The sequence below is a fragment of the Desulfocurvus vexinensis DSM 17965 genome (genome assembly GCF_000519125.1).
GTDB classification, from domain to species: domain Bacteria; phylum Desulfobacterota; class Desulfovibrionia; order Desulfovibrionales; family Desulfovibrionaceae; genus Desulfocurvus; species Desulfocurvus vexinensis.
Genome location: NZ_JAEX01000002.1, coordinates 248354 through 270094, shown reverse-complemented (window position 1 = coordinate 270094; position 21741 = coordinate 248354). Strand labels below are relative to the sequence as shown.

The 21741-nt window shown below is 69.1% G+C and carries 21 protein-coding genes; 12 read left to right on the top strand and 9 right to left on the bottom strand.

Going from position 1 to position 21741, the window contains the following annotated elements; genetic code table 11:
• The first annotated feature begins 71 nt into the window (after positions 1-71).
• Together G495_RS20905 and G495_RS0104185 are read left to right on the top strand one after the other, a co-directional pair.
• On the top strand, positions 72-284 hold the full coding sequence (locus G495_RS20905) for a type II toxin-antitoxin system HicA family toxin (protein WP_084457835.1): 213 nt from the start codon (positions 72-74) through the stop codon (positions 282-284).
• Entirely contained in the window at positions 281-697 is a 417-nt protein-coding gene (locus G495_RS0104185) for a type II toxin-antitoxin system HicB family antitoxin (RefSeq protein WP_028586766.1), read from the top strand. The genes G495_RS20905 and G495_RS0104185 overlap by 4 nt, the downstream gene beginning before the upstream one ends.
• Before the next feature lie 231 nt (positions 698-928).
• On the opposite strand, the gene G495_RS20900 is transcribed toward G495_RS0104185, so the two are convergent.
• The 3 genes from G495_RS20900 to glgP are packed head-to-tail and all read right to left on the bottom strand — an operon-like array spanning position 929 to position 5453.
• On the bottom strand, positions 929-1594 hold the full coding sequence (locus G495_RS20900; RefSeq protein WP_084457833.1) for a CatA-like O-acetyltransferase: 666 nt from the start codon (positions 1592-1594) through the stop codon (positions 929-931).
• A gap of 11 nt (positions 1595-1605) precedes the next feature.
• Positions 1606-2838 (bottom strand): deoxyguanosinetriphosphate triphosphohydrolase family protein, encoded by a 1233-nt coding sequence (locus tag G495_RS20895; RefSeq protein ID WP_084457901.1) that lies wholly within the window; start codon positions 2836-2838, stop codon positions 1606-1608.
• A gap of 47 nt (positions 2839-2885) precedes the next feature.
• The gene (gene glgP / locus G495_RS0104180; protein ID WP_028586765.1) at positions 2886-5453 is read right to left on the bottom strand and encodes an alpha-glucan family phosphorylase; all 2568 of its coding nucleotides are present in this window, start codon (positions 5451-5453) and stop codon (positions 2886-2888) included.
• Positions 5454-5833: 380 nt separating this feature from the next.
• Here glgP and dut point away from each other — a divergent pair, with 380 nt between their 5' ends.
• The 4 genes from dut to G495_RS0104160 all read left to right on the top strand — a co-directional run bounded on the left by dut (position 5834) and on the right by G495_RS0104160 (position 8783).
• Complete coding sequence (gene dut / locus G495_RS0104175) at positions 5834-6325, top strand: dUTP diphosphatase (RefSeq protein ID WP_028586764.1); 492 nt, start codon at positions 5834-5836, stop codon at positions 6323-6325.
• A 16-nt stretch (positions 6326-6341) separates the two neighbouring features.
• Positions 6342-7541 carry an aspartate aminotransferase family protein gene (locus G495_RS0104170; RefSeq protein ID WP_028586763.1) on the top strand — a complete coding sequence of 400 codons (1200 nt, stop codon included), beginning with the start codon at positions 6342-6344 and terminating at the stop codon, positions 7539-7541.
• Positions 7542-7646: 105 nt separating this feature from the next.
• On the top strand, positions 7647-7844 hold the full coding sequence (locus tag G495_RS0104165) for a hypothetical protein (protein ID WP_028586762.1): 198 nt from the start codon (positions 7647-7649) through the stop codon (positions 7842-7844).
• Positions 7845-7922: 78 nt separating this feature from the next.
• Complete coding sequence (locus G495_RS0104160) at positions 7923-8783, top strand: 50S ribosomal protein L11 methyltransferase (RefSeq protein ID WP_028586761.1); 861 nt, start codon at positions 7923-7925, stop codon at positions 8781-8783.
• 248 nt (positions 8784-9031) lie between these two features.
• On the opposite strand, the gene G495_RS17575 is transcribed toward G495_RS0104160, so the two are convergent.
• Both G495_RS17575 and G495_RS0104150 read right to left on the bottom strand, forming a co-directional pair.
• On the bottom strand, positions 9032-9847 hold the full coding sequence (locus tag G495_RS17575; protein WP_035250905.1) for a substrate-binding periplasmic protein: 816 nt from the start codon (positions 9845-9847) through the stop codon (positions 9032-9034).
• A 50-nt stretch (positions 9848-9897) separates the two neighbouring features.
• Positions 9898-10239 carry a carboxymuconolactone decarboxylase family protein gene (locus tag G495_RS0104150; protein WP_028586760.1) on the bottom strand — a complete coding sequence of 114 codons (342 nt, stop codon included), beginning with the start codon at positions 10237-10239 and terminating at the stop codon, positions 9898-9900.
• A gap of 290 nt (positions 10240-10529) precedes the next feature.
• Between G495_RS0104150 and G495_RS0104145 the strand changes: the two genes are divergently transcribed.
• Both G495_RS0104145 and G495_RS17570 read left to right on the top strand, forming a co-directional pair.
• Positions 10530-12275 (top strand): YeiH family protein, encoded by a 1746-nt coding sequence (locus G495_RS0104145; RefSeq protein ID WP_028586759.1) that lies wholly within the window; start codon positions 10530-10532, stop codon positions 12273-12275.
• 92 nt (positions 12276-12367) lie between these two features.
• Positions 12368-12634, top strand: a complete 267-nt coding sequence (locus G495_RS17570) for a hypothetical protein (protein ID WP_035250903.1) — start codon at positions 12368-12370, stop codon at positions 12632-12634.
• A gap of 168 nt (positions 12635-12802) precedes the next feature.
• On the opposite strand, the gene G495_RS0104130 is transcribed toward G495_RS17570, so the two are convergent.
• Genes G495_RS0104130 through G495_RS0104120 form a run of 3 tightly spaced genes read right to left on the bottom strand, consistent with a single transcriptional unit; the run spans position 12803 to position 15361 of the window.
• Entirely contained in the window at positions 12803-13591 is a 789-nt protein-coding gene (locus tag G495_RS0104130; protein ID WP_028586758.1) for an aminotransferase class IV, read from the bottom strand.
• Positions 13588-14853, bottom strand: a complete 1266-nt coding sequence (locus tag G495_RS0104125) for a chorismate-binding protein (RefSeq protein WP_028586757.1) — start codon at positions 14851-14853, stop codon at positions 13588-13590. The genes G495_RS0104130 and G495_RS0104125 overlap by 4 nt, the downstream gene beginning before the upstream one ends.
• The gene (locus G495_RS0104120; RefSeq protein WP_028586756.1) at positions 14825-15361 is read right to left on the bottom strand and encodes an anthranilate synthase component II; all 537 of its coding nucleotides are present in this window, start codon (positions 15359-15361) and stop codon (positions 14825-14827) included. The genes G495_RS0104125 and G495_RS0104120 overlap by 29 nt, the downstream gene beginning before the upstream one ends.
• Positions 15362-15524: 163 nt before the next feature.
• On the opposite strand from G495_RS0104120, the gene bioA reads away from it, so the two are divergent.
• Positions 15525-16859 (top strand): adenosylmethionine--8-amino-7-oxononanoate transaminase, encoded by a 1335-nt coding sequence (gene bioA / locus G495_RS0104115; protein WP_245588363.1) that lies wholly within the window; start codon positions 15525-15527, stop codon positions 16857-16859.
• Positions 16856-17488: a dethiobiotin synthase gene (bioD, locus tag G495_RS0104110; RefSeq protein ID WP_035250901.1), complete on the top strand. Its 633-nt coding sequence runs from the start codon at positions 16856-16858 to the stop codon at positions 17486-17488. Before bioA ends, bioD begins: the two co-directional genes overlap by 4 nt.
• Before the next feature lie 77 nt (positions 17489-17565).
• On the opposite strand, the gene G495_RS0104105 is transcribed toward bioD, so the two are convergent.
• Positions 17566-19779 carry an STT3 domain-containing protein gene (locus G495_RS0104105; RefSeq protein ID WP_156939571.1) on the bottom strand — a complete coding sequence of 738 codons (2214 nt, stop codon included), beginning with the start codon at positions 19777-19779 and terminating at the stop codon, positions 17566-17568.
• 148 nt (positions 19780-19927) lie between these two features.
• Between G495_RS0104105 and G495_RS0104100 the strand changes: the two genes are divergently transcribed.
• Together G495_RS0104100 and G495_RS0104095 are read left to right on the top strand one after the other, a co-directional pair.
• The gene (locus G495_RS0104100) at positions 19928-20581 is read left to right on the top strand and encodes an endonuclease III domain-containing protein (RefSeq protein ID WP_028586752.1); all 654 of its coding nucleotides are present in this window, start codon (positions 19928-19930) and stop codon (positions 20579-20581) included.
• A complete protein-coding gene (locus G495_RS0104095) occupies positions 20581-21699 on the top strand; it encodes a murein hydrolase activator EnvC family protein (protein WP_028586751.1) in 1119 nt (372 codons plus the stop codon). The genes G495_RS0104100 and G495_RS0104095 overlap by 1 nt, the downstream gene beginning before the upstream one ends.
• Positions 21700-21741 lie beyond the last annotated feature (42 nt).

The following is a 21741-nucleotide window of genomic DNA, read 5'->3' as shown; positions in this document are numbered from 1 at the left end:
TATAGAGTGCGCACAATCTGCATTCTCCCAGAAGCCTTGACACCAATGCGCATAATGCGCATCATCCCCTCATGACCAGCCGCGAAGTCATCCGCAAACTGGAGCAGGCCGGATTTCAAAAGGTCGGGCAGCGTGGCAGTCATTTGAAGTTGCGCCATCCGGACGGCAGGACGGTGATCGTTCCGGACCCGCGCAAGGACATCAAGCTTGGGACTCTGCGCAGCATCGAGCGGCAGGCGGGCGTCCCGCTCCTGCCCACGCGGCCCCCGCGAGGTACGTCATGAAGTATCCTGTCATCGTCCATACCGACCCGGACAGCCCGGGCTACAGCGCCAGCATCCCGGATTTCCCGGGCTGCTTCACGGCGGGCGACACCCTGGAAGAACTGGCCGCCAACGTCCAGGAGGCGGTGGAACTCTACCTGGAAGACGAAGCCCTGGCTCCTCCCGCCCCCTCCCCCCTGGAAACCGTCCTGGCCAGCGAGGACGCCCGGGACGGCGCGGTGCTGGTCATGGACGTGGACATGGCCTTCCTCAAGCGCAAGGCCGTGCCCGTGAACATCACCATGCCCATGCATGTGCGCAACGCCATCGACCGCGCGGCCAAGGCCCGGGGCATGACCCGCTCGGCCTTCATGGTCGAAAGCGCCCTGCAGGCCGCTGGCCGCCGGGGTGGCGGCGCGGTGGGCGTCGGATAACGCACGCACCGGACGCTTCCATCAAACAAAACAGGCCCTGCCGCCAGCGGCAGGGCCTATTCTTTTTCCTTTCTCTTCTTCAAACAAACCGGGCCGACGCTCCGCCCCTCCTTCACCATCCACCCCACGCCCTTCTGCGCCACCACCGGCACCGCCAAATACCCCCAACTCGCCGCCCTCTGGCTCGACCATTTGGAAGAGGCGGTGCGGGAGTTGGGGTAAGGGCACTGGCTATAAAAAATATCGATGTGGTGAGATTAAAATTTCACTCATCGCATCATAAAACTTCCCCAGATGAACACCGTCGATAAAACTATGAAGAGCTTCGACAGCAACAGACATTGTATGATTGTCTTTAGAAATTTTTCCGAATATCACCCTGGGAACAGTATCATGCCAGGGGTCTCCCCACGGATTACCAACAGAATAAAAATCAACCATCCTCACGCCACTAATATAAATCAAACCCTGAGAATCGCCCCCGCACGGGGTCAATGTATAGTCATATATGCAACTAGATTTTGCCTTTTCAACATTTTCGTTGAATGATGAAAATTCATCAGAATACTTTGCAATACAGTTGCAGTGAAGAGATTTTCCAGGAATAGAGTGAGTAAATGCGGCGTCAACACGACTAAAAACAACAGGGCGTAAATCTATAATTCGCATTTTAAACTCTGGAATGGCATTCACAGCGCGCATTATAGAATAATAAATGCACGTTGACAAAGAAGGTCTCACCTCACCTTTCTCGAGTCGAAACTTCAAAAGTTCTGCGACGGACACTTTCGCAGTGATGGAAATCCGAGGATCTCTTCTTTCTTGAAAAAATGAAAAATGCCTAGCTCTCTCCCATTTTTCGATATCAATATTTTCAAAACTGAAATTCTTTGGCATTTCATTCAACCTCAAAACGTAATTGTTTCTTTGAATTTTTTAATTGCATACTGATCTGTCATTCCTGAAATAAAATCAATACACGCAATAATCCTGTCTTCTACATTTTTCAAATTATAAACCTTTTCGATCTCAGCATACTTTTCTTCGACGCCAGGAATTCCGACAGAATAGACGGACAAATAGAATTCAAAATCTTTAAACAGTGACGGATAAAAACCACGCAACTCATCACACAGATTTTTTTGGTCATGAGCTACTGCATCAACCATTTCCATTAACACCTCAAAGAGTCCATTGATAATCCGCTCGACAAAAAGCTTGTATCTTTCAATATTTTTATGTCTATATATCTTCTCGTAACAAAAATCTTTAACATCTTTCATCAATTGAGCTGCATTTTGAGAAAAACATATACCGCCACGGATAGAACTTTCCTTACACAAATCAACAATGAAGCAATGGATTAGAACCGTATTATTCGCTCGGAGGCTGCCTTCAAAGCCACCCCTACTGAGCATTTTATCTACCTGATCAACGTCTGATGCTTTTAAAATGTTCAGATTGAGGGCGTCCTCAATGTCCCTCCCAAGGTAAGCAATTTTATCAGAAACCTTTACAACACATCCTTCCCATGTATAAGGCTGAACTTGACTAGCCTTTTCAATATCATATAAATTTATTTTATCCTCACGCGGAATAATTTTGTGGTCGTCAACTTCACCACAGTGACACACAATCCCATCTCGCACAGCATATGTCAGATCAAGATTCACATATTTGCCTTCTGGCCCCTCTAGAATCTCTATACTATCGACAAATCTAAGACTATTTTTTTCGTGCCAAAAAGTTCTGCCAGGAAGTCCTGCAGAGACTATCCTCTTGAGAACCTCTTCACCTTTGTGTCCAAAAGGTGCATGACCTAAATCATGCCCCAATGATATTGCATCTGTTAGCTCATGATTGAGTCCAAGGAATGTCGCGATAGTTCTGCTTATAGAACTGACGTGATTGACGTGCTCTATTCTTGTACAGACATGATCATTAGTCGTTGCAAAAAAGACTTGGGTTTTGTGTTTCAACCTCCTATATGCCAAACTGTGCAAGATGCGGGTATAATCGCGTTCAAATTCAGTCCTGATCTCATCTTTTTTGCTATAAAGTTTGTGTGCCCTGCTAATTGCATCTTCCCATTTCCGAGCCCCTGGGACCATTGCCTCAGCTTGAAAAAGCCCTTTTTCCATACCCTCAAACTCCTCAAAATTTAAAACAACATACGGACAATCCCCCCTCACGCCCAGCGAATCAACCCCAGCGACCTCGGGTCGAGGAGGTTGGGGTGGCGGGGGAGCATGCGGATGGTGAAGCCGAAGCGGCCCGGTTCGCCGGGCTTGAGCATGCCCGCGTAGCGCAGCCAGCCGTCGGAGGTGTTGCCTGCCGGTTCCATGACCTTGGCCTTGCGGGCGGTGAAGGAGCCGTCCTGGTCCAGCGGGCCCGCGTAGATTTCCACGCTCACATGCTCCGGGGCGATGCCGTTGAGGTCCACCTCGCAGACCACGTCCACCGCCTCGCCGACGAACAGCCGCCCGGCGGCCTCGCGGGCCTGCACGGCGCGCACCGCCGTGCCGCCCCAGCGGGTCATCATCTCCATGCGCCACTCGGCCAGCTCGCGGGCCTTGGCAAAACCCTCGGCGGACAGGGTGCGGAAGTTCTCCGAGGCCGGGATGTAGGCCATGCGCGCGTAGTCCTCCACCATGCGGTGGGCGTTGAACACCGGGCCCAGGGCGAACAGCGCGCGCTTCATGCGCCGAATCCAGTTGCGCGGCAGGCCCCCGTGCCCGCGCTCGTAGAACTCGGGCACGATATCCGTCTCCAGCAGGGTGTGCAGGGTCTGGCTTTCCACGAAGTCCTGGTGCTCGGGGTCGTCGTAGATTTCGCCCTGGCCGATGGCCCAGCCCAGGCTGTTGTCGCGGCGGTAGGCCTCGGCCCACCAGCCGTCCAGGGTGCTGACGTGCAGCACGCCGTTGGCCATGGCCTTCATGCCGCTGGTGCCGCAGGCCTCCAGGGGCACGCGCGGCGTGTTCAGCCACACGTCGCAGCCCTGGACCATATAGGCCGCGCTCTCCATGTCGTAGTCGGGCAGAAAGACCATCTTGTTGCGGCACTCGGGGCTGCGGCACAGCTGCACCAGCTCCTGGATCAGCCGCTTGCCCTCGTTGTCGCGCGGGTGGGCCTTGCCCGCGAAAATGAACTGCACGGGCCGCCCCGCGTCGTTGATGAGCCGCAGCAGGCGGTCCTTGTCGCGCAGCAGCAGGTTGGCGCGCTTGTAGGTCGCAAAGCGCCGGGCAAAGCCGATGGTCAGGGCCTGGGGGTCGAGCACGTCGTCGGCGGCCTCGATGTCCTTGTGGCGCGCGCCCCGGGCGATAAGCTCGTCGCGCAGGCGCTGGCGCACGAAGCCCACCAGACGCTCGCGCAGCCGCTCGTGGGTCCGCCACAACTCGGCGTCGGGGATGGTCTCCGCGTTGCGCCACACGCGCTCGCAGTCCGGGTCCTCGCGCCAGTTGCCGCCCAGGAAGCGGTCGTACAGCAGGGCCATTTCGTCGGCCACCCAGGTGGGCTGGTGCACGCCGTTGGTCACCGCGCCGATGGGCACATCCTCCAACGGGAACTGCGGCCAGACGCGCTCCCACATCTTGCGCGAGACCTCGCCGTGCAGCTTGCTCACGCCGTTGTTGAAGCGCGACAGGCGCAGGGCCAGCACGGTCATGCAGAAGGGCTCGGCGTCGTCGCGCGGGTCCTCGCGGCCCAGGGCCAAAAAGACCTTGAACGCCAGGCCCATGTCGCGGGCGTAGGGCTCGAAGAAGCGCTGCATCAGGTCCGGCGGGAAGCGGTCGTTGCCCGCCGGGACCGGCGTGTGCGTGGTGAACACGCAGCTCGACGCCGTCAGCTCCATGGCCGCCTCCAGGGGCAGGCCCTTGTGCTTCATGAACACGCGGATGCGCTCCAGCCCCGCAAAGGCCGAATGGCCCTCGTTCATATGGATCACCGAGGGCGTGAGCCCCAGCGCCGCCAGGGCCTTCACCCCGCCGATGCCCAGCAGGATTTCCTGCTTGAGGCGCATTTCCAGGTCGCCGCCGTACAGGCGGGTGGTCAGCTGGCGGTACTCGGGCGGGTTCTCGGCGATGTTGGTGTCCATGAGATACAGCGCCACGCGGCCCACGGCGGCCTTCCACAGCTGCACCGTCACGCCCTGGCCCTGGTAGTCCAGCGCGAACTGCACCGGGTGGCCCTGCTCGTCGGCCACCAGCGTCAGGGGCATCTGCTCGAAATCGTAGACCGGGTAGCGCTCGTTCTGCCAGGCGTCGGGCGTCAGATACTGGCGGAAATAGCCCTGCTGGTAGCACAGCCCGATGCCCACCAGGGGCAGGTTCAGGTCGCTGGCGGACTTGAGGTGGTCGCCCGCCAGGATGCCCAGGCCGCCGGAATAGATGGGCAGCGAGGGCGCGATGCCGAACTCGAAGGAGAAATAGGCCACCACGGGCTGCCCGGCCTCGCGGGCCTTGAAGTCGATGGCCGAGGCCGTCTTGCCCAGGTAGCTCATGAGGTCCGCGTGGGTCTCGCCCAGGCGGTCCAGGAAGAGCTGGTCGTTGGACAGGTCCGTCAGTTCCTGCTGCGACATGGCGTTGATGAAGGCCACGGGGTTGCCGTCGCTCTCGCGCCAGCGCCGGGCGTCGATACGCGAAAACAGCGCCTCGACCTTGTCGTTCCACGAGAACCAGAAGTTGAAGGCCAGGTCCCACAGGGGTTTGAGGTTCCTGGGCAGCTTGGGCACGACGCTGTAGGTCTGGATGGGCTTCATGGAAGGCTCCTCCCCGAGGGGGGTCATCGTCATGGTGCGCGGCGCCCGGGCGCACGCGGCGCGGGAAGCGCGGGGGGCGCCCGGACGCGCGGCGCGGCGCTCTGCCGCGGCGGGTCCGGTTGCCGGTTCGATTCGCCGTTCTCCCTATCTGCCAACCCGGGGCGGAAAAGGCAAGGCCGACGGCACCGCCCGCCCGCGCCCCCGGGCCCGGAGCGGCTTGGGGCCGGGGTTATTCTGGACAAGAACGCAGCGCGCTCCCCCGGCCCGGGGGCCCGCCCGGGCTTTGACTTCGCCGGGCAATGGGGCTACTGCAATCCGACCGCCCGGCGCCCCTCCCCGGGGCCCCGGGCCATGCCCCGCACCGCAGCCAGGAGCCGCCCATGCCCCCCGCCCCGCCGTCCGCCGCCCCGGCGCTCCCCACCGTCGAGGTCAAGGTCAAATACCTGCGCCCCCTGCTGGAGGACGCCCCGCCGCGCCCCGGCACCCCGGGCAGCGCAGGCATCGACCTGCGCGCCTGCATGGACGAGGACGTGGTGGACATCCCCGCCGGGGGGCGCCACGCCTTCCCCACGGGCATGGCCATCGAAATCACCACCCCCGGGGTGGCGGGCTTCGTGTTCTCGCGCAGCGGCCTGGGCACCCGCCAGGGGCTGACCGTCAGCCAGGGCGTGGGCGTCATCGACCCCGACTACCGCGGCGAAATCATCGTCTCGCTGCTCAACACCTCCGGCGAACGACGACAAATCCGGCGCGGGGAGCGCATCGCGCAGCTTGTGCTGCTGCCCGTGTACCTGGCGGCCCTGGTGCGGGCCGAGGAACTTTCCGACACCAGCCGCGCCGCCGGCGGGTTCGGTCATACCGGAACCGTGTAACGCCACGGAGACATTCATGAGCGCTTTCGACGACCTGAAGGCCAGGGACGAACAGTCCATCTGCAACACCTATGGCCGCTATCCCCTGGCCATCGACCGGGCCCAGGGCTGCCACGTCTGGGACCTGGACGGCAAACGCTACCTCGACCTCGTGGCGGGCATCGCCGTGTGCAGCTTGGGCCACAGCCGCCCCGAGCTGCTGGAGGTCATCACCCGCCAGTACGCCAAGCTGGTCCACGTCTCCAACCTGTTCTACCAGCGCGAGCAGTCCGAGCTGGCCGAAAGGCTGCTGGCCACCAGCCACGCGGGCAAGGTCTTCTTCTGCAACTCCGGCGCCGAGGCCAACGAGGCGGCCATCAAGCTCGCCCGGCGCTTCATGCGCACCGTGCGCGGGCGCGAGGCCTACGAGATCCTGACCCTGTCGGGCTCCTTCCACGGCCGGACCCTGGCCACCGTGACCGCCACCGGGCAGGAGAAATTCCGCCAGTATTTCGAGCCGTTGCCCGGCGGGTTCACCACCGTGCCCAAGGGCGACCTGGAGGCCATGCGCGCCGCCATGGGCCCGCAGACCGCCGCCGTGCTGGTGGAGGTCGTCCAGGGCGAGGGCGGCGTGCGGCCCCTGGACGGCGACTACCTGCGCGCCGTGCAGGCCCTGTGCCGCGAGCGCGACGTGCTGTTCATGATCGACGAGGTGCAGACCGGCATGTGCCGCACGGGCCGCTTCTGGGCCCACCAGCACCACGGCCTGACCCCCGACGTGTTCACCGTGGCCAAGCCCCTGGCGGGCGGGCTGCCCATGGGCGCCATGTTCGCCACCGACGAGGCCGCGCGCGGACTGACCCCCGGCACCCACGCCACGACCTTCGGCGGCGGCGCCCTGCTGTGCGCCGTGGCCGCCAAGGTCGTGGACATCATGCTGGACGAGGATCTGGCAGGCCGGGCCGAGGCCATGGGCGCCTACGCCCGTGAGCTGTTCGCGGGCATCGCCGCGCGCAACCCCGGGGCCATCGCCGAGGTGCGCGGCCTGGGCCTGATGCTCGCCGTGGACCTGGGCCGCCCCGCCGCCGACGTGTGGCGCGCCCTGCTGGACCGGGGCTTCATCTGCAACCTGACCCAGGAAACGGCCCTGCGCCTAGTGCCACCCCTGGTCATCACCCGCGAGGACCTGGACGCCTTCGCCGCCGCCCTGGAAGACATCCTGCGCGCCCGACCCTAGCGGGGCGCCACGCGCCAAGGGCCGCCGGAGCACCCCGGCGGCCCTTGACCGCCCTGGCAAAAGCCCTTAGTTGGGAGGCAGAACCCCGGAGCAGGACGCACCGCCATGGTGAGCATGAACACCGAAGACCGCAGCGTGGAGCCCGCCAGCCCGGCGGCGGACACCGCCCCCGTGGGCACGGCCCCCCAGGCCGCCCCGGCGGGCCAGGAGCCCGCCTACGCCGCGCCGCCGCCCCTGAGCCCGGCCCCGCCCCTGCACTACCCCGAACAGATGACCGGCAGCGTGGTGGACACCCTCGTCTGACCGCCCCGCGCGCCCCCGCGCGCCCCGGCCCCTGGCCGCCCTGCCCCCCGACCCTTTTTCCTCGCCCCACGGAGCCCCATGAAGACCCTGCTGCGCATCACGGCCCTGGTGCCGCCGACCCTGGTGGACGACCTGACCCTGCATCTGACCCTGCACGTTCCCGGCGGCTGGCAGGAGGAGGAACAACCCGACGGGCGCACGGCCTTCACCCTGCACCTGGAGCAGGGCGCCGCCGCCCAGGCCCTGGTCCAGGACCTGGCCGCCCGCTGGCCCGAGGCCGAAATCACCCGCGACGAGGTGCAGGAGCAGGACTGGGCCCTGGCCTGGCGCGAATTCTTCACCCCGGTCCACGCCGGGAGCACCTTCACCGTACTGCCGCCCTGGCTGGCGGACCAGGCCCCCGAGGGGCGCATCCCCATCGTCATCGAGCCCAAGCAGGCCTTCGGCACCGGGCACCACGGCACCACGGCCCTGTGCCTGGGCGCCCTGGCCGGGCTGCGCGAGCGCGGCCTGCTGCACGCGGGCGACGATTTCCTGGACCTGGGCACCGGCTCGGGCATCCTGGCCCTGGGCTGCTGCCTGCTGGGCATGCACGGCGTGGGGCTGGACATCGACCCCCTGGCCGTCGAGAACGCCGTGGAGAACCGGGCCATCAACGGCGCGGACGACCGCCTGCATCTGGCCGTGGGCAGCCTGGACGCCCTGGCGCCCGGGCGCACCTTCCGCCTCGTGCTGGCCAACATCCTGGCCGGGCCCCTCAAGACCATGGCCCCGGAGCTGCGCGCCCGGGTGGCCCCGGGGGGCTGCCTGGTGCTCTCGGGCATCCTCACCGAGCAGGCCGACGCCGTGGCCGAGGCCTACATGGCCCTGGGCCTGCCCGCGCCGCGCCGCGAGCACAGCGCCGAATGGACGGCCCTGGTCTGGGAGCGGGTGGACTGACGGAGCGCCGCAACGCCGAACGCCGCAGGCCGGGCCCGTTTCCGGGCAGCCTGCGGCGTTGGCCGTTGCAATGCGCCGGAAAGCGGCCCCGCCGGCGCCCGGAGGGCCGTTGCAGCGCCTGTGCGCAGGCCGCCCGGCACTGGGGCGGCTGACGGCACGGAAGACCTCCGCATTTGCTGCGTCCATGCCGAACGCGAAGCGCGGATGTTCTGCGGCAATGCCGCCGGGAGCCGGTGCAGGACGCTCCGCTAGGGCACCAAGGCCCTGGCTGCCAGGGCCCGGCCTTGGGGCGAGGCGCGAAACGCCGCCAAGGCGGCGGCAAAGCGCAGGGGCAGGTCGCCGCCCCGGGCGGCGGCGATGGAAAAGGCCAGATACTGCGGCTCCTGCGACACCGGCGGCTCAAGAACGACCAGCCGCTCCAGGACCGGGTCGCCCTGGAAATGGCCCAAAAAGCTCCGCTCCTTCACCAGGGCCAGATCCACCCTCCCGCGCAGCAGCAGCCCGGGCAGCGTCTGCGTGCTTTCCACCTCCACCCGCCGCAGGTCCGGGGCCGTGTCGATGGGCCCGCCGAAGGCGACCTCGCGCACCAGCCCCACCCGCAGCCCGGCCAGGGCCGCCAGATCGCCCGTCCAGCGCCGCGCTGCGGCGCTCCCGCGCAGGGCGACCAGCACGCTGCGCGCGACATGCAGCACGTTGCCCTCCAGAAACAGCATGTCCGCCTCGCGCTCCGGGGTCCGGGTCACGAAGCTCACGGCGTCCACCTGACCCACGCGCGCCAGGTGCAGCGCCCGGACCCAGGGCACGCTATGGAATTCCACGGTCATGCCCAGGCGGGCCGCCGCACCGCGCAGCAGATCCGCGTGCAGGCCCAGGACCTCGCCGTCCTGCTCGTATTCCAGGGGCGGGGACGGGATGTCCCCCCGGGCCACCACCAGCACGCCCCCGGGGCCTGCCAACGCCGGGAGGCACCACGCCGCCCACAGCAGCGCGGCGCAGGCCAGGGCCGTCAGCAGGCGCGCCGCCCCACGGGCCGAAAGGGTCGAAAGGGTCGAAAAGTCCATCATGCCCTTCCATGCCCCATCGGGCGCCCGGCGTCAAACGCCCCGGCGGGCCATCAGGCCCCGAACACGGCGTCCATGACCTCCAGCGCGAAGCGCGCCGACACCGTGGCCGGGCCGCCGCCCATCTCGATGCCCACCTCCACGGCCTCGAGCACCTCCTCGCGCGTTGCGCCCGCCTCGGCGGCTTGGCCGATATGCCACTGCATGCACGACTCGCAGTCGATGACCACCGAAATGCCCACGGCCACCAGCTCCTTGGCCTTGCGCGGCAGGGCGCCGTCGGCATAGGCCGCGCGTTCCATCTCCAGGAACGCCGCATAGACCTTGGAACCCGTGCCCACCAGCCGGGTGTGCGCCAGCTTGCGCCGCCTGTTCATCTCTTCCAGCTTGCCCATGGTCAGCCCTCCCGGGGTGCGGTTGCCGCGCCTGGGTGCAAACCCGGGTTTGCACCGACGCACCGCGAGTTTGCACCAGCCCGGTCCGGGGCGCAAGATATATCCTGCAATACCAGGGCGATATGCGCTTGCCCCAACTGGCACAAACCTTGCCTAGGGCCCATCAACACGCGCGTTCAGCAATCGGCGCCGCCCCCGAACCCTCGGGCACCCGCGTCGGAGGCGCTGCCGCTTGCGGAACGCGACCGCACCCTCAACACCGTTTGCACATACCGAGGAGGAATCCGCACATGGCTGAAAACACCGCAAAGGCCAACGTTGTCGTCGACAACGCCAAGGCTTCCTGGTCCGACCTGTGGACCAAGGAAGACTACTGGGCCATCTGGCTCGGCGCCCTGCTGCTCATCGTCGGTTGCATGATCTTCCTGCCCCGCCCGCCCGCGGGCATGGGCGAGGTCTTCGACAAGTCCAACGCCATCATGCAGGCCGAGGCCGAGCGCGCGCCCATCAAGACCGTGACCTGGTACCAAGCCCAGGACGCCAAGGAGAAGATCAAGGCCAGCGGCGAGCCCTACGCCAAGGCTCTCTCCAAGTGGCTGACCAAGCCCAAGGGCTGGTCCGACAATCCCCTGGATTCCGTGATGCTCACCCAGGCGCAGGCCGACGCCAAGAACGCCAAGGCCATGCCCAAGTACGAGGAGGCCAAGCAGAAGGCCGCCGCCGCCCTGGAGGCGGCCCTGGCCGCCGAATCCCTGGCCGCCGGCGCCGGCTTCCAGGACGAGGCCCTGAATCTGGCCGCCGAGGAAAAGATCGACGCCTGGCGCAAGGCGCGCAACGCCGAGGGCAAGGCCAAGTCCAAGACCGAGGGCAAGGCCTACAACATGATCCCCAGCCTGCTGGCGCTGATGGTCGGCCTGGGCCTGTTCTTCTCCATTGGCATCAAGGCCATGGGCAAGGACACCGTGGGCTTCCTCAAGGGTTTCGTCGTGGTCTTCGCCCTGGCGACCCTGGCCTTCCTGCTGGGTGAGCAGTCCACCATGAAGCACTACGGCGTGGGCGATGCGGTGTGGGCCATCTTCATCGGCATGCTCATCGCCAACACCATCGGCACCCCCAAGTGGGTCAAGCCCGCCCTCGAGGTGGAGTTCTTCATCAAGACCGGCCTGGTGCTGCTGGGCGCCGAGGTGCTCTTCAACAAGATCATCGCCATCGGCGTGCCGGGCATCTTCGTGGCCTGGGTGGTCACGCCCATCGTGCTCATCTGCACCTTCATCTTCGGCCAGAAGGTGCTGAAGATCCCCTCCAAGACCCTGAACATCGTCATCTCCGCCGACATGTCCGTGTGCGGCACCTCGGCGGCCATCGCCACCGCCGCCGCCTGCCGGGCCAAGAAGGAAGAGCTGACCATGGCCATCGGCCTGTCGCTGGTCTTCACGGCCATCATGATGATCGTCATGCCCATGTTCATCAAGGCCACGGGCATGCCCTACATCCTGGGCGGCGCCTGGATGGGCGGCACCATCGACGCCACCGGCGCCGTGGCCGCTGCGGGCGCCTTCCTCTCCGAGAAGGCCCTGTACGTTGCCGCAACCATCAAGATGATCCAGAACGTGCTCATCGGCGTCACCGCCTTCGGCGTGGCCGTGTACTGGTGCACCCGCGTGGAATGCGAGGGTGGCCGCACCGTGGGCGTGGGCGAAATCTGGAACCGCTTCCCCAAGTTCGTGCTGGGCTTCCTGGCCGCCTCCATCGCCTTCTCCTGGATCTACGCCTCCATGGGCGAGGACGCCGGGTTCACGGTGATCGACCAGGGTATCCTGCGCGTCTTCACCGGCTCCTTCCGCGGCTGGTTCTTCTGTCTGTCCTTCGCCGCCATCGGCCTGGCCACCAACTTCCGTGAGCTGCGCCACTACTTCAAGGGCGGCAAGCCGCTCATCCTGTACGTGTGCGGCCAGACCTTCAACCTGATCCTGACCCTGCTCATGGCCTACATCATGTTCTACAAGGTGTTCCCCGAGATCACCGCGCAGATCTAGGCCTCACCTCGCCTCATCCCCGCCCGGCGGGTGGCTGCGGCCACCTGCCGGGCGCAACCCCCGGCCCCCGGGCCGGGCAGCGGAGCCCGAACATGGAAGAAAAAAGCACCCTGCGCCGCTGGACGAGCTTCGTCCTGGCCCTGGCCGCCACCTGGGCGGTCTGCTTCGTGGCCGCGCCCGCCTTCGTGGAGCACAACCAGACCATGGCCCAGATGGCGCGCTTCATCGACGAGTCGGGCATCAACACCGGCAAGTTCTACTACACCGACGTGGAAGCCTGCGCCGTGGCCAACCACAACGCCCGCAACACCGTGGCCTTCCTGCCCCACGGCCCCGGCCCCGCCCAGGGCGTGGACTAGCTTTCCAGGCGCCCGGGGCGCCGCGCAGCGCGAAACCTCCACCCTCCCGCGCCAGCGGCCTCCCGTCACCGGCCCGCCCGGCGCCCGGGGCACAGCAAAGAAGAAGCCCGGCATGGCCCCCCATGCCGGGCTTCGCCTTGCCCGGGCCCCGCGGCGGCCCGCGCCGCTTCAGCGGGCGTGGATCAACGCGTCGGCCCCGGCGCAGGGGCCGAACTCGGGCGCAAAGCGCACCTCGCCCAGCCGTGCCACCGGGCGCATGCCCATGAGCGAATTGAGCGCCCAGGCGTGGGCGTAGCGCCCCAGCTCGTCCAGGCGCACCGGGCGCGCCTCGACGCCCAGAGCCCCAGCCACGCAGGCCAGGGCCACGCTGGGCAGGATGCCCGGGGCCGCGTCGCCCGCTCCGGGCGGGGCCGGGGTCACCAGTCGCCCGTGGTCCGCCAGGACCAGGGCCGCCGTGGCCGTTTCCAGCAGGTGCCCGTCCGGCGCGGCCAGGGCCGCGCCGTCGAAGCCGCGCTCCAGGGCCGCCCGGTGCTCCAGGTGGTAGAAGAGGTGGTTCATGGTCTTGTGCGCCCCCAGCCAGCTGTGCAGCGGGCGCGGCGACAGCGCCAGGCGCAGGGCACGGTCCGGCGCCAGGGGCTCGTAGGGCGCGGCGCAGACCACGGGCCGGGCCACGCCGTCCTGCACCGGGAACAGCAGGTTCACCCGCCCGGGCCGGTGCAACAGCCCGCTGCGCGCCGCCACCTCGGGGATCACCGCCGCCATGTCGCAGCGCTCGCAGCCCGCGCCCAGGGCCTCCAGGCTGGCGTGGGCCCGGGCCAGGTGCTCGCGCAGGCGGCAGGGCGCCGCCCCGTTCCAGTACAGCGTCTCGAACACGCCAAACCCGTAGCGCAGCGCCTCGGCGCCCACGTCCAGGGCCAGGCCACCCTCGCGCATCTGCCCGTCGTGATAGAAGATCATCGCGCCCCCAGGGCCAGGAACTTCTCCGCCTTGGCCATGGTTTCGGCATACTCCATTTCCGGCACGGAATCCACGACGATGCCGCTGCCCGCGAAAAAGGAAAACACACCGTCGCGCGCGTCCTTCCAGCCGGTGCGGATGGCCACCGAGGAATCCATGTCGCCCTCGCCGCGCACCACCAGCAGGCAGCCGCAATACAGCTCGCGGGCGTGGGGCTCCAGGGCGTCGATGATCTCCAGGGCGCGGCGCTTGGGGCAGCCGGTGACCGAGCCCGGGGGGAAGGCCTCCAGCAGCAGATCCAGACAGGTCCGCCCGGGGCGCAGCCGACCGTGGACCTCGGAATACATCTGCAACAGCCCGTCCACGGCGAAGATGGCCTTGTGCCGCCCCACGCGCACCGAGCCGTACTCGCAGGAGCCCGACATGTCGTTGCGCACCAGATCGACGATCATGGACAGTTCGGCGTCCTCCTTGGGCGAGGCCGCCAGGCGGCTCTCGCAGGCCGCGCGGTCCCCGTCCAGGGCCAGGGTGCCCTTGATGGGCTGCGAGAGCACCGCACCCCCGACCACGCGCAGGAAGCGTTCCGGCGAGGTGGAGACGATCTCGAAGGGCCCGTGGCGCAGCAGGGCGTAGTACGGCGCCGGGCGCGTGCGCCACAGGTGAGTGAAGAGCCCCGGCGCGTCCAGGTCCGGCGCGTGGAGCCCGAAGCGGATGGACAGGTTGAGCTGGTACACGTCCCCGGCGCGGATGTGCTCCAGGGCCCGGGCCACCCCGGCCTCGTACTCCGCGCGCGACAGGCTGGCGGTCACGGGCCCGGGCGCGGGGGGCGTGAAGAGGCGCGGCGCGGGCGGGGCCTGGGCCAGGCGCTCCAGGCGGCGCACGGCGGCGGCGTCGGGCCCGCCGATGCTCGCCCGGCGGCTGGCGGCGTCGTATTCCAGCCAGGCGCCGTACTTGCGCAACAGCACCCCGGGCAGCGCCCCGGGCCGGGCCGAGGGCACCCCGCGCAGGGCCAGGCCGTGGCCGTAGCCCACAAAGCCCAGGGCCGGGTCCGGCGTGGCGAAGCAGAAATCCGCCAGGGCCCCCGCCGGGGTTCCGGCAGGGGCCGCCAGCTCCGCGCGCGGGGCAAAGCCGATCATGCTGCGCGTGGCCCCCGGGCAGCCAGGGCCGGAGAGGAACAGGTCCGCCCCGCCCTCGCTGGCCAGGGTCCCGGCCAGCGCCGCGAAGGCGGCGGGCTCAAGACAGCCCGAGGTGTTCCAGGGCATGGCGGATGAAGAAGCCCCCGTCGGGGGTCAGGAAGGATTCGGGGTGAAACTGGTAGCCCATCAGGGGCCGGGAGACGTGACGGGCAGCCATGGGCGCGCCGTCACGGTTCACGGCCAGGACTTCGAGCCCCTCGGCCACGCGCTCCAGGTACAGCGAGTGGTAGCGCGCCACAAGGCGCTCCCGCCCGGCGAAGACGATGGCCTCGGCGCGCCCGTGGACGCAGCCCGGCAGCCGCCCCGTGGCGCCGCCCAGATGGGCGTTGATGATCTGCAAGCCCAGGCAGATGCCCAGCACCGGGAGGCCGGAGTCCAGCAGCGGGCCGTGGCCGGGATGGTCCTGCGGGCTGCCCGGCCCGGGCGAGAGCACCACGAGATCCCAGCCCCCGGGGCGCACCCCGCCCAGCCGGGCGCGCGGCAGCACCACCACCCGCGCCCCGGTTTCGGCCACCAGCAGGTGTTCCAGGTTGCGGGTGAAGCTGTCGTCGTTGTCGATGAGCAGAATGCGCATGGGGGTTCCGCCTGAAGGTCGCCCGCAGGGCGCAGGCCGCAGGCAGTGTGCGCGAGGGCCGTTGCGTTGTCAACGATTCCGGCCCCGGGCGGCGCGGCCCCGGCGCGGGCCGGGCGATTGACAACCCGGCGCCCATGGGCAACAACCGGGGCACGGAGCGCCCATGACCCATTCCCCCGACGGCTCCCCGCCGCCCCCCGTGCCCATGACCGACCGCGAACTCATCGCCTACGACCGCGCCCACATCTGGCACCCCTACGCCAGCATGGCCGACCCGCTGCCCGTGCACGCCGTGGCCTCGGCCTCGGGGGTGCGTCTGCGGCTGCACGACGGGCGCGAGCTGGTGGACGGCATGGCCTCCTGGTGGGCGGCCATTCACGGCTACGGCCACCCCGTGCTGGTCCGCGCCCTGCACGAGCAGGCCCAGGCCATGGCCCACGTCATGTTCGGCGGGCTGACCCACCGCCCGGCGGTGGAGCTGGCCCGGCTGCTGGTGGAGCTGACCCCCGCCCCGCTCACGCGCGTGTTCTTCGCCGACTCGGGCTCCGTGGCCGTGGAAGTGGCCATCAAGATGGCCCACCAGTACTGGCTCTCGCGCGGGGAGACGGGCCGCACGCGGCTTCTGACCGTGCGCGGCGGCTACCACGGCGACACCTTCCAGGCCATGAGCGTGTGCGACCCCGTGACCGGGATGCACCAGGCCTTCGAGGGCGTGCTGGCGCGCCAGGTGTTCGCGCCCGCGCCGGGCCCGGCCTTCGGCCAGCCGTGGGCCGAGGCGCATAGTGCCGAATTCGCCCGGCTGCTGCGCGCCCACCGCCACGAGCTGGCGGCGGTGATCCTCGAGCCCGTGGTCCAGGGCGCGGGGGGCATGCGCTTCTACAGCCCGGACTACCTGCGCCGGGTGCGCGAGCTGTGCGACGAGACCGGCGTGCTGCTCATCGCCGACGAAATCGCCACCGGCTTCGGGCGTACCGGGCGGCTGTTCGCCTGCCAGTGGGCGGACGTGGCGCCGGACATCCTGTGCCTGGGCAAGGCCCTCACGGGCGGGACCATGACCCTGGCCGCCACCCTGGCCACGGACCATGTGGCCGAGACCATCTCGCAGGGTCGCCTGGGCACGCTGATGCACGGGCCGACCTTCATGGCCAACCCCCTGGCCTGCGCCGTGGCCCTGGCCAGCGTGCGCCTGCTGCTGGACTCACCCTGGCAGCAGCGCGTGGCGGCCATCGAGGCCGGGCTGCGCCGGGGCCTGGAACCCTGCGCCGGGCTGGGCACCGTGGCCGACGTGCGCGTGCTGGGGGCCATCGGCGTGGTGGAGACGACGCGCCCGGTGAACATGGCGGCGATCCAGGACTTTTTCGTCTCCCGGGGCGTGTGGGTGCGGCCCTTCGGCAGGCTGGTCTACCTCATGCCGCCCTACTGCATCGCCCCCGCCGACCTGGACCTGCTGACTGCGGCCCTGGCCGAAGCCGTGGCCCGCAAGGAGCATTTCGCATGAGCGCCCCCCTGCCCCCGCGCCTTTTCGTCACCGGCACGGACACAGGCGTGGGCAAGACCGTGGTCAGCGCCGTGCTGCTGGCCGGGCGCGGCGGGCACTACTGGAAGCCCGTGCAGAGCGGCGCGGATGAGGACTCCGACAGCCAGACCGTGGCCCGGCTGTCCGGGCGCGGGCCGGGCTGCCTGCTGCCCGAGGCCTACCGCCTGGCGGCGCCGCTCTCGCCGCACCGGGCCGCGCTGCTCGAAGGCGTGCGCATCGACCCCGCGCGGCTGGCCCTGCCCGAGGTGCCCGGCGGCGGGCCGCTGGTGGTGGAGGGCGCCGGGGGCGTGCTGGTGCCCCTGGCCCCGGGGCTGCTCATGGCCGACCTCATGGCCACCCTGGGCCTGCCGGTGCTGGTGGTGGCCAGAAGCGGCCTGGGGACCATCAACCACACCCTGCTCACCGTGGGCGAACTGCGCAGGCGCGCCCTGGACGTGGCCGGGGTGGTGCTGTGCGGCCCGCGCGACGCCGCCAACCGCGAGGCCATCGAGAGCTACGGGCAGGTGCGCGTCGTGGCCGAGCTGGAGCCGCTGCCCGAGCTCTGCCCCGCCGCCCTGCGCGCGGCCTGGGCGCGCTGCTTCCCGGGCTAGCGCCCGCCCGCGCAACGTCAGGCGCCCCGCCCCGGGTCATCCGGAGCGGGGCGCCCGCGTTTGCGCCTGGGGCGGCCTCAGTTCACGCGGTAGGCCCGGCACCAGGGGCCATTGTCCACCACCAGGGTGAAATGCGGCTCGAACTCCCGGGGGTCGTCCAGCAGCATGCGCACCATCATGGAATTGTAGACCCGGGCCTCCATGATGAAGGCCTCGCCCGTGGCCCGGTTGACCACGGCGAAGGGCGCCCCGGGGCGCAGCCAGTCGCGCGTGCGCACGCTGCCGTCCTGCTCCACCAGGGTCAGCCCGGCCAGCTGGGCCGTGCGCCCCGTGGCCGCGCGCAGGGCGCCTCCGGCCAGGTCCAGCGCCGCCCCGGGCAGCGGCGAGGACTTGCCGCCCCACGCGGCCCCCGTGGCCAGGCTGCGGTTGCCCAGGGTGCTGATCACGCCCAGGTAGGCCATGTTCTCCCAGGCCAGCACCAGGTACTGCTCGGGCGGCGCCACGGGCAGCGCGGGCCGCTCCACGGCCAGGCGCTCCACGAAGGCCATGGCCGCCTCGCCGCCCATCTCCGCCAGCCCGCGCACGGGGTCCACGCTGAAGAATTCCACCAGCGCCCCGGCCCGGGGCAGCTTGCCCGAGGCCTTCTGGAGCCGGATCTGCTGGGCCATGTCCGCCCCGGTGTAGGCGATGATGCCCGCCGCCTGGGCCGGGGAGGTGCTGGCGTGGGCCAGGGCCAGGGGGTAGATCCAGCCCCCGGAGTGCCGCCCGCCGTCGCCGAAGGTCTCGCGCCGGGCGTAGTACTGCGCGGCGTAGCCGTAGTCCCACCATTGCCAGAGCACGGCGTCCGGCGCGGCCAGGGTGTCCAGCTCGCGCAGGGTGTCGGCGAAGACAGGCGACAGCACGCGCTGGGGCGGCAGCCCGCGCGCGGGCAGGCCCAGGGCCAGCAGGCAGGCCGCCAGCAGCACGCCCTGGGCGCCCAGGCGCAGCACCTCGCGCCGCGAGGCCGCAGCCGCCAGGTCGGCCACCAGCAGCCCCAGGCCCAGGCCGATGGCCGCCCCGCCGTACATGGCGAAGCGCGTGCCCAGCCACAGGCTGGCCAGCCCCAGCCCCAGCAGCGGGGCGAAGGCCAACAGCAGCGGCCTGAGCACCACGGCCAGGACGTACCCGGCCAGCCCAGCCCAGAACAGCCACGCCGCCCCGCCCACCAGCAGTTGCATGTTGGCCCAGCCCACGCTGGCGGTCTCGCGCACGGTGGAGATGACCGACGGCAGGGCCAGCCCCTGGCGGACGTGGGCCGCGCCCACCTCCGCGCCCGTGGGGTCGAGGTAGACCAGCAGCAGGTTGTAGGCGCCCTGGGCCCGGGGCAGCAGGCTCGTGGCGCCGAGGGCGGCCAGGGCCACGCATCCGGCCACGGCGCCCAGGTGGTGCGCCCGCACATCCTGCGGGCGCTTCCAGGCCAGGGCGGCCAGGGCCAGCCCCGCAGCCAGGGCGGGCCAGCCGTGCTCCATGATCCCCAACAGGGCGGCCAGCCCCAGCAGCAGCCCCGTGCGCTGCCCGGGCCGGGCCAGCAGCAGCCCCAGGGCGCCCATGCCCCAGATCATCGCCAGCAGCAGCGGGCGGCCGGACACATAGAAACGCGCGGAGCACAGGGCCAGCAGCCCCAGCAGCACGCCCCCGGCCAGGGCCAAGTGCAGGGGCAGCCCCCCGCCCTCGCGGGGCCCGGCGGCGCCCCCGGGCAGCCAGCCCGGGCGGCACTGGGGCACCAGCCAGACGTACAGCCCCGCCGCCATGGCGCAGGCGAAGAACAGGCTGAGCATGTCCGTGTCCAGAAAGCCGATGCGCGAACGGATGAAGAAACCGAAGCACGAGGCGGCCACCAGCCCGGCCACGGCCCCGGCCTCGGGGCGGCCCGCCCGGGCGGCAGCCAGGCACAGGGGCAGCGCCGCCAGCCCTGCGGCCAGGGGCGGCAGCCAAAAGCCCAGGTCGCCCAGGGCGATGCCCGTGGCCGCGTGCAGCAGGGCCAGGGCCCGGGCCAGGGGTTCGCCCAGGTCGCGGCTGGTCAGCTGGGCCCCGGCCAGGAAGGCGTAGCCGTCGTGGGTGGCCAGCATTCGCTCGCCGCCGGAAAGGAAGGACTCGTCCAGGAAGGTGCCGAGTTCCATGAGCCGCAGGCCCACGCTGGCGGCCCAGGCCAGGGCCGCCGCAAGCCAGAAGCGCGGCCCCAGGCACTGGCGCAGGGCGGCGGGAGCGGGAACAGGGGCGAGCAGGGAACGCAACGACGGCAATGGCTGCATGGACGGCCTCAACGGTGAGGTTGCGGGAAATCGTCCCGCGTTCTACACTGGGCCCCGCCGGGAATCCCCCCGGCGCAACCCAACGGGCCCGGCACCAACCCCCCGGCCCACCCGGACCCACCCGGGCCCACCCGAACCCACCTGGACAATGAAACGCCCGCAACTGCTCCTGGCCATGCACGACGCCATGCTCGACGCCCTGGGCCCCAGCGGCTGGTGGCCCGGCGACACGCCCTTCGAGGTCGCAGTCGGCGCCGTGCTGACCCAGAACACCAACTGGAAGAACGTCGAGAAGGCCATGGCCAACCTGCGGGCGGCGGGGGCGCTGGAGGCCCGGGCCATGGACGCCCTGCCCGCCGGGCGGCTGGCCGAGCTGGTGCGGCCCTCGGGCTCCTTCAACGTCAAGGCCGCGCGGCTCAAGAACCTGCTGGCCCTGCTGCGCGACGAGGCCGGCTACGACATCGCCGCCCTGTCCGGGCGCGGGCTGGACGCGCTGCGTCCGCTGCTGCTCTCGGTGCGCGGCGTGGGCCCGGAAACGGCGGACAGCATCCTGCTCTACGCCCTGGGCGAGCCGACTTTCGTCGTGGATGCCTATACCAGACGCATTCTCGCCCGTCACGCCCTTATTCCCGAGGACGCCCACTACGACGAGGTGCGCGAATTCTTCATGGACGCCCTGCCCGGCGACGCGGCGCTGTTCAACGAGTACCACGCGCTCCTGGTGCGCGTGGCCAAGGACTTCTGCCGCAAGGCCGCGCCCCTGTGCGCGGGCTGCCCGCTGGAACCCTTCCTGGACCGCTGATGCCCACGCGCGCCCTCCTGCCGACCCTGGCCCTGGCCCTGACCGCCCTGCTGCTGGCCGCCCCGCGCCCCGCCCCGGCGGGCAGCGTGGAGCAGTCGCTGCGGGCCAACGAGCAGCTCGCGCGCCAGGGCAAGGAAAGCCTGACCCGCCTGACGGCCCAGGAGCGCGGGCTGCACGGCGACTTGGCCCGCATCGAGGACGACCTGGACGCCCTGCGCGCCAGCCTGGGCAAGCACGAGGCCGAACTCAAGACCCTGGACAAGCGCATCGCCCAGGCCCGCGCCGGGCACGACGCCCTGGCCCGCGAGCAGCAGGCCGCCTCGCGCGACCTGGGGCGGCTGGCCCGGGCCCTGTGGCCGCTGCGCGTGGCCGACCTGCACGCCCGCTCCGCCGCCCGCGGCTGGGACGAAGCCGACCGCCGCTTCACCTGGGGCTCGGCCCTGTACGCCGACGCCCGGCGCACCGCCAAGGACATGGCCGCGCGCAGCGAGCGCATGGCCCAGAGCATCGCCGAGCAGCAGCGCCTGCGCGCCCAGGCCGAAACGGCCCTGGCCGCCGTGAACGCCGACAAGGACGCCATGCTCGGCAAGCGCCTGGACTTCGTGCGCCGCATCCGCGAGGTGCGCGCCGAACGCCTGAACCAGGAACAGGCCCTGGAACAGCTCCTGGCGGCCATCGAGGACCTGGAATACCGCATGCAAGCCACCGGGGCGGGCAAGTTCGAGGATCTCAAGGGCAAGATGCCCTGGCCTGTGGAGGGCCAGCGCCTGTCGGCCAAGGCCATGGCCGAGTCCGGCGCGCGCGGCCAGGGGGGCGGGACGGGCTTCGCCACAGCCGACGGGGCGGCGGTGCGCGCCGTGTTCCCGGGCCGGGTGGTGCTGAGCGACCTGCTGCGCGGCTACGGGCACGTGGTCATCGTGTCCCACGGCGACAACTGGTACACCCTCTACGCCTTCCTGCGCGAGGACGCCGCCGAACAGGGCCGCGAGGTGGCCGCCGGAGCGGTGCTCGGCCACACGGGCTACTACCCGGCGGCCAAGGGCCCCGGGCTGTATTTTGAGTTGCGATCCGGCCAAAAAGCAATTAACCCTGTTCAGTGGCTCGCGCAACGGCCCTAGCCTGTTCGCGGCCTCCCCACCCGAACCAAGGCCCCCAGCGCG

Excerpts from the sequence above, each read along its gene's own strand:
- G495_RS20895 (WP_084457901.1), bottom strand. The coding sequence starts at position 2,838 with ATGGAAAAAGGGCTTTTTCAAGCTGAGGCAATGGTCCCAGGGGCTCGG.
- G495_RS0104160 (WP_028586761.1), top strand. The coding sequence starts at position 7,923 with ATGAAGACCCTGCTGCGCATCACGGCCCTGGTGCCGCCGACCCTGGTG.
- G495_RS0104130 (WP_028586758.1), bottom strand. The coding sequence starts at position 13,591 with ATGATCTTCTATCACGACGGGCAGATGCGCGAGGGTGGCCTGGCCCTG.
- G495_RS0104100 (WP_028586752.1), top strand. The coding sequence starts at position 19,928 with ATGAAACGCCCGCAACTGCTCCTGGCCATGCACGACGCCATGCTCGAC.
- bioA (WP_245588363.1), top strand. The coding sequence starts at position 15,525 with ATGACCCATTCCCCCGACGGCTCCCCGCCGCCCCCCGTGCCCATGACC.
- G495_RS0104185 (WP_028586766.1), top strand. The coding sequence starts at position 281 with ATGAAGTATCCTGTCATCGTCCATACCGACCCGGACAGCCCGGGCTAC.
- G495_RS0104120 (WP_028586756.1), bottom strand. The coding sequence starts at position 15,361 with ATGCGCATTCTGCTCATCGACAACGACGACAGCTTCACCCGCAACCTG.
- G495_RS20905 (WP_084457835.1), top strand. The coding sequence starts at position 72 with ATGACCAGCCGCGAAGTCATCCGCAAACTGGAGCAGGCCGGATTTCAA.
- G495_RS0104125 (WP_028586757.1), bottom strand. The coding sequence starts at position 14,853 with ATGCCCTGGAACACCTCGGGCTGTCTTGAGCCCGCCGCCTTCGCGGCG.
- G495_RS0104095 (WP_028586751.1), top strand. The coding sequence starts at position 20,581 with ATGCCCACGCGCGCCCTCCTGCCGACCCTGGCCCTGGCCCTGACCGCC.
- G495_RS0104165 (WP_028586762.1), top strand. The coding sequence starts at position 7,647 with ATGGTGAGCATGAACACCGAAGACCGCAGCGTGGAGCCCGCCAGCCCG.
- G495_RS17570 (WP_035250903.1), top strand. The coding sequence starts at position 12,368 with ATGGAAGAAAAAAGCACCCTGCGCCGCTGGACGAGCTTCGTCCTGGCC.
- G495_RS0104170 (WP_028586763.1), top strand. The coding sequence starts at position 6,342 with ATGAGCGCTTTCGACGACCTGAAGGCCAGGGACGAACAGTCCATCTGC.
- dut (WP_028586764.1), top strand. The coding sequence starts at position 5,834 with ATGCCCCCCGCCCCGCCGTCCGCCGCCCCGGCGCTCCCCACCGTCGAG.
- G495_RS20900 (WP_084457833.1), bottom strand. The coding sequence starts at position 1,594 with ATGCCAAAGAATTTCAGTTTTGAAAATATTGATATCGAAAAATGGGAG.
- G495_RS0104150 (WP_028586760.1), bottom strand. The coding sequence starts at position 10,239 with ATGGGCAAGCTGGAAGAGATGAACAGGCGGCGCAAGCTGGCGCACACC.
- G495_RS17575 (WP_035250905.1), bottom strand. The coding sequence starts at position 9,847 with ATGATGGACTTTTCGACCCTTTCGACCCTTTCGGCCCGTGGGGCGGCG.
- G495_RS0104145 (WP_028586759.1), top strand. The coding sequence starts at position 10,530 with ATGGCTGAAAACACCGCAAAGGCCAACGTTGTCGTCGACAACGCCAAG.
- glgP (WP_028586765.1), bottom strand. The coding sequence starts at position 5,453 with ATGAAGCCCATCCAGACCTACAGCGTCGTGCCCAAGCTGCCCAGGAAC.
- bioD (WP_035250901.1), top strand. The coding sequence starts at position 16,856 with ATGAGCGCCCCCCTGCCCCCGCGCCTTTTCGTCACCGGCACGGACACA.
- G495_RS0104105 (WP_156939571.1), bottom strand. The coding sequence starts at position 19,779 with ATGCAGCCATTGCCGTCGTTGCGTTCCCTGCTCGCCCCTGTTCCCGCT.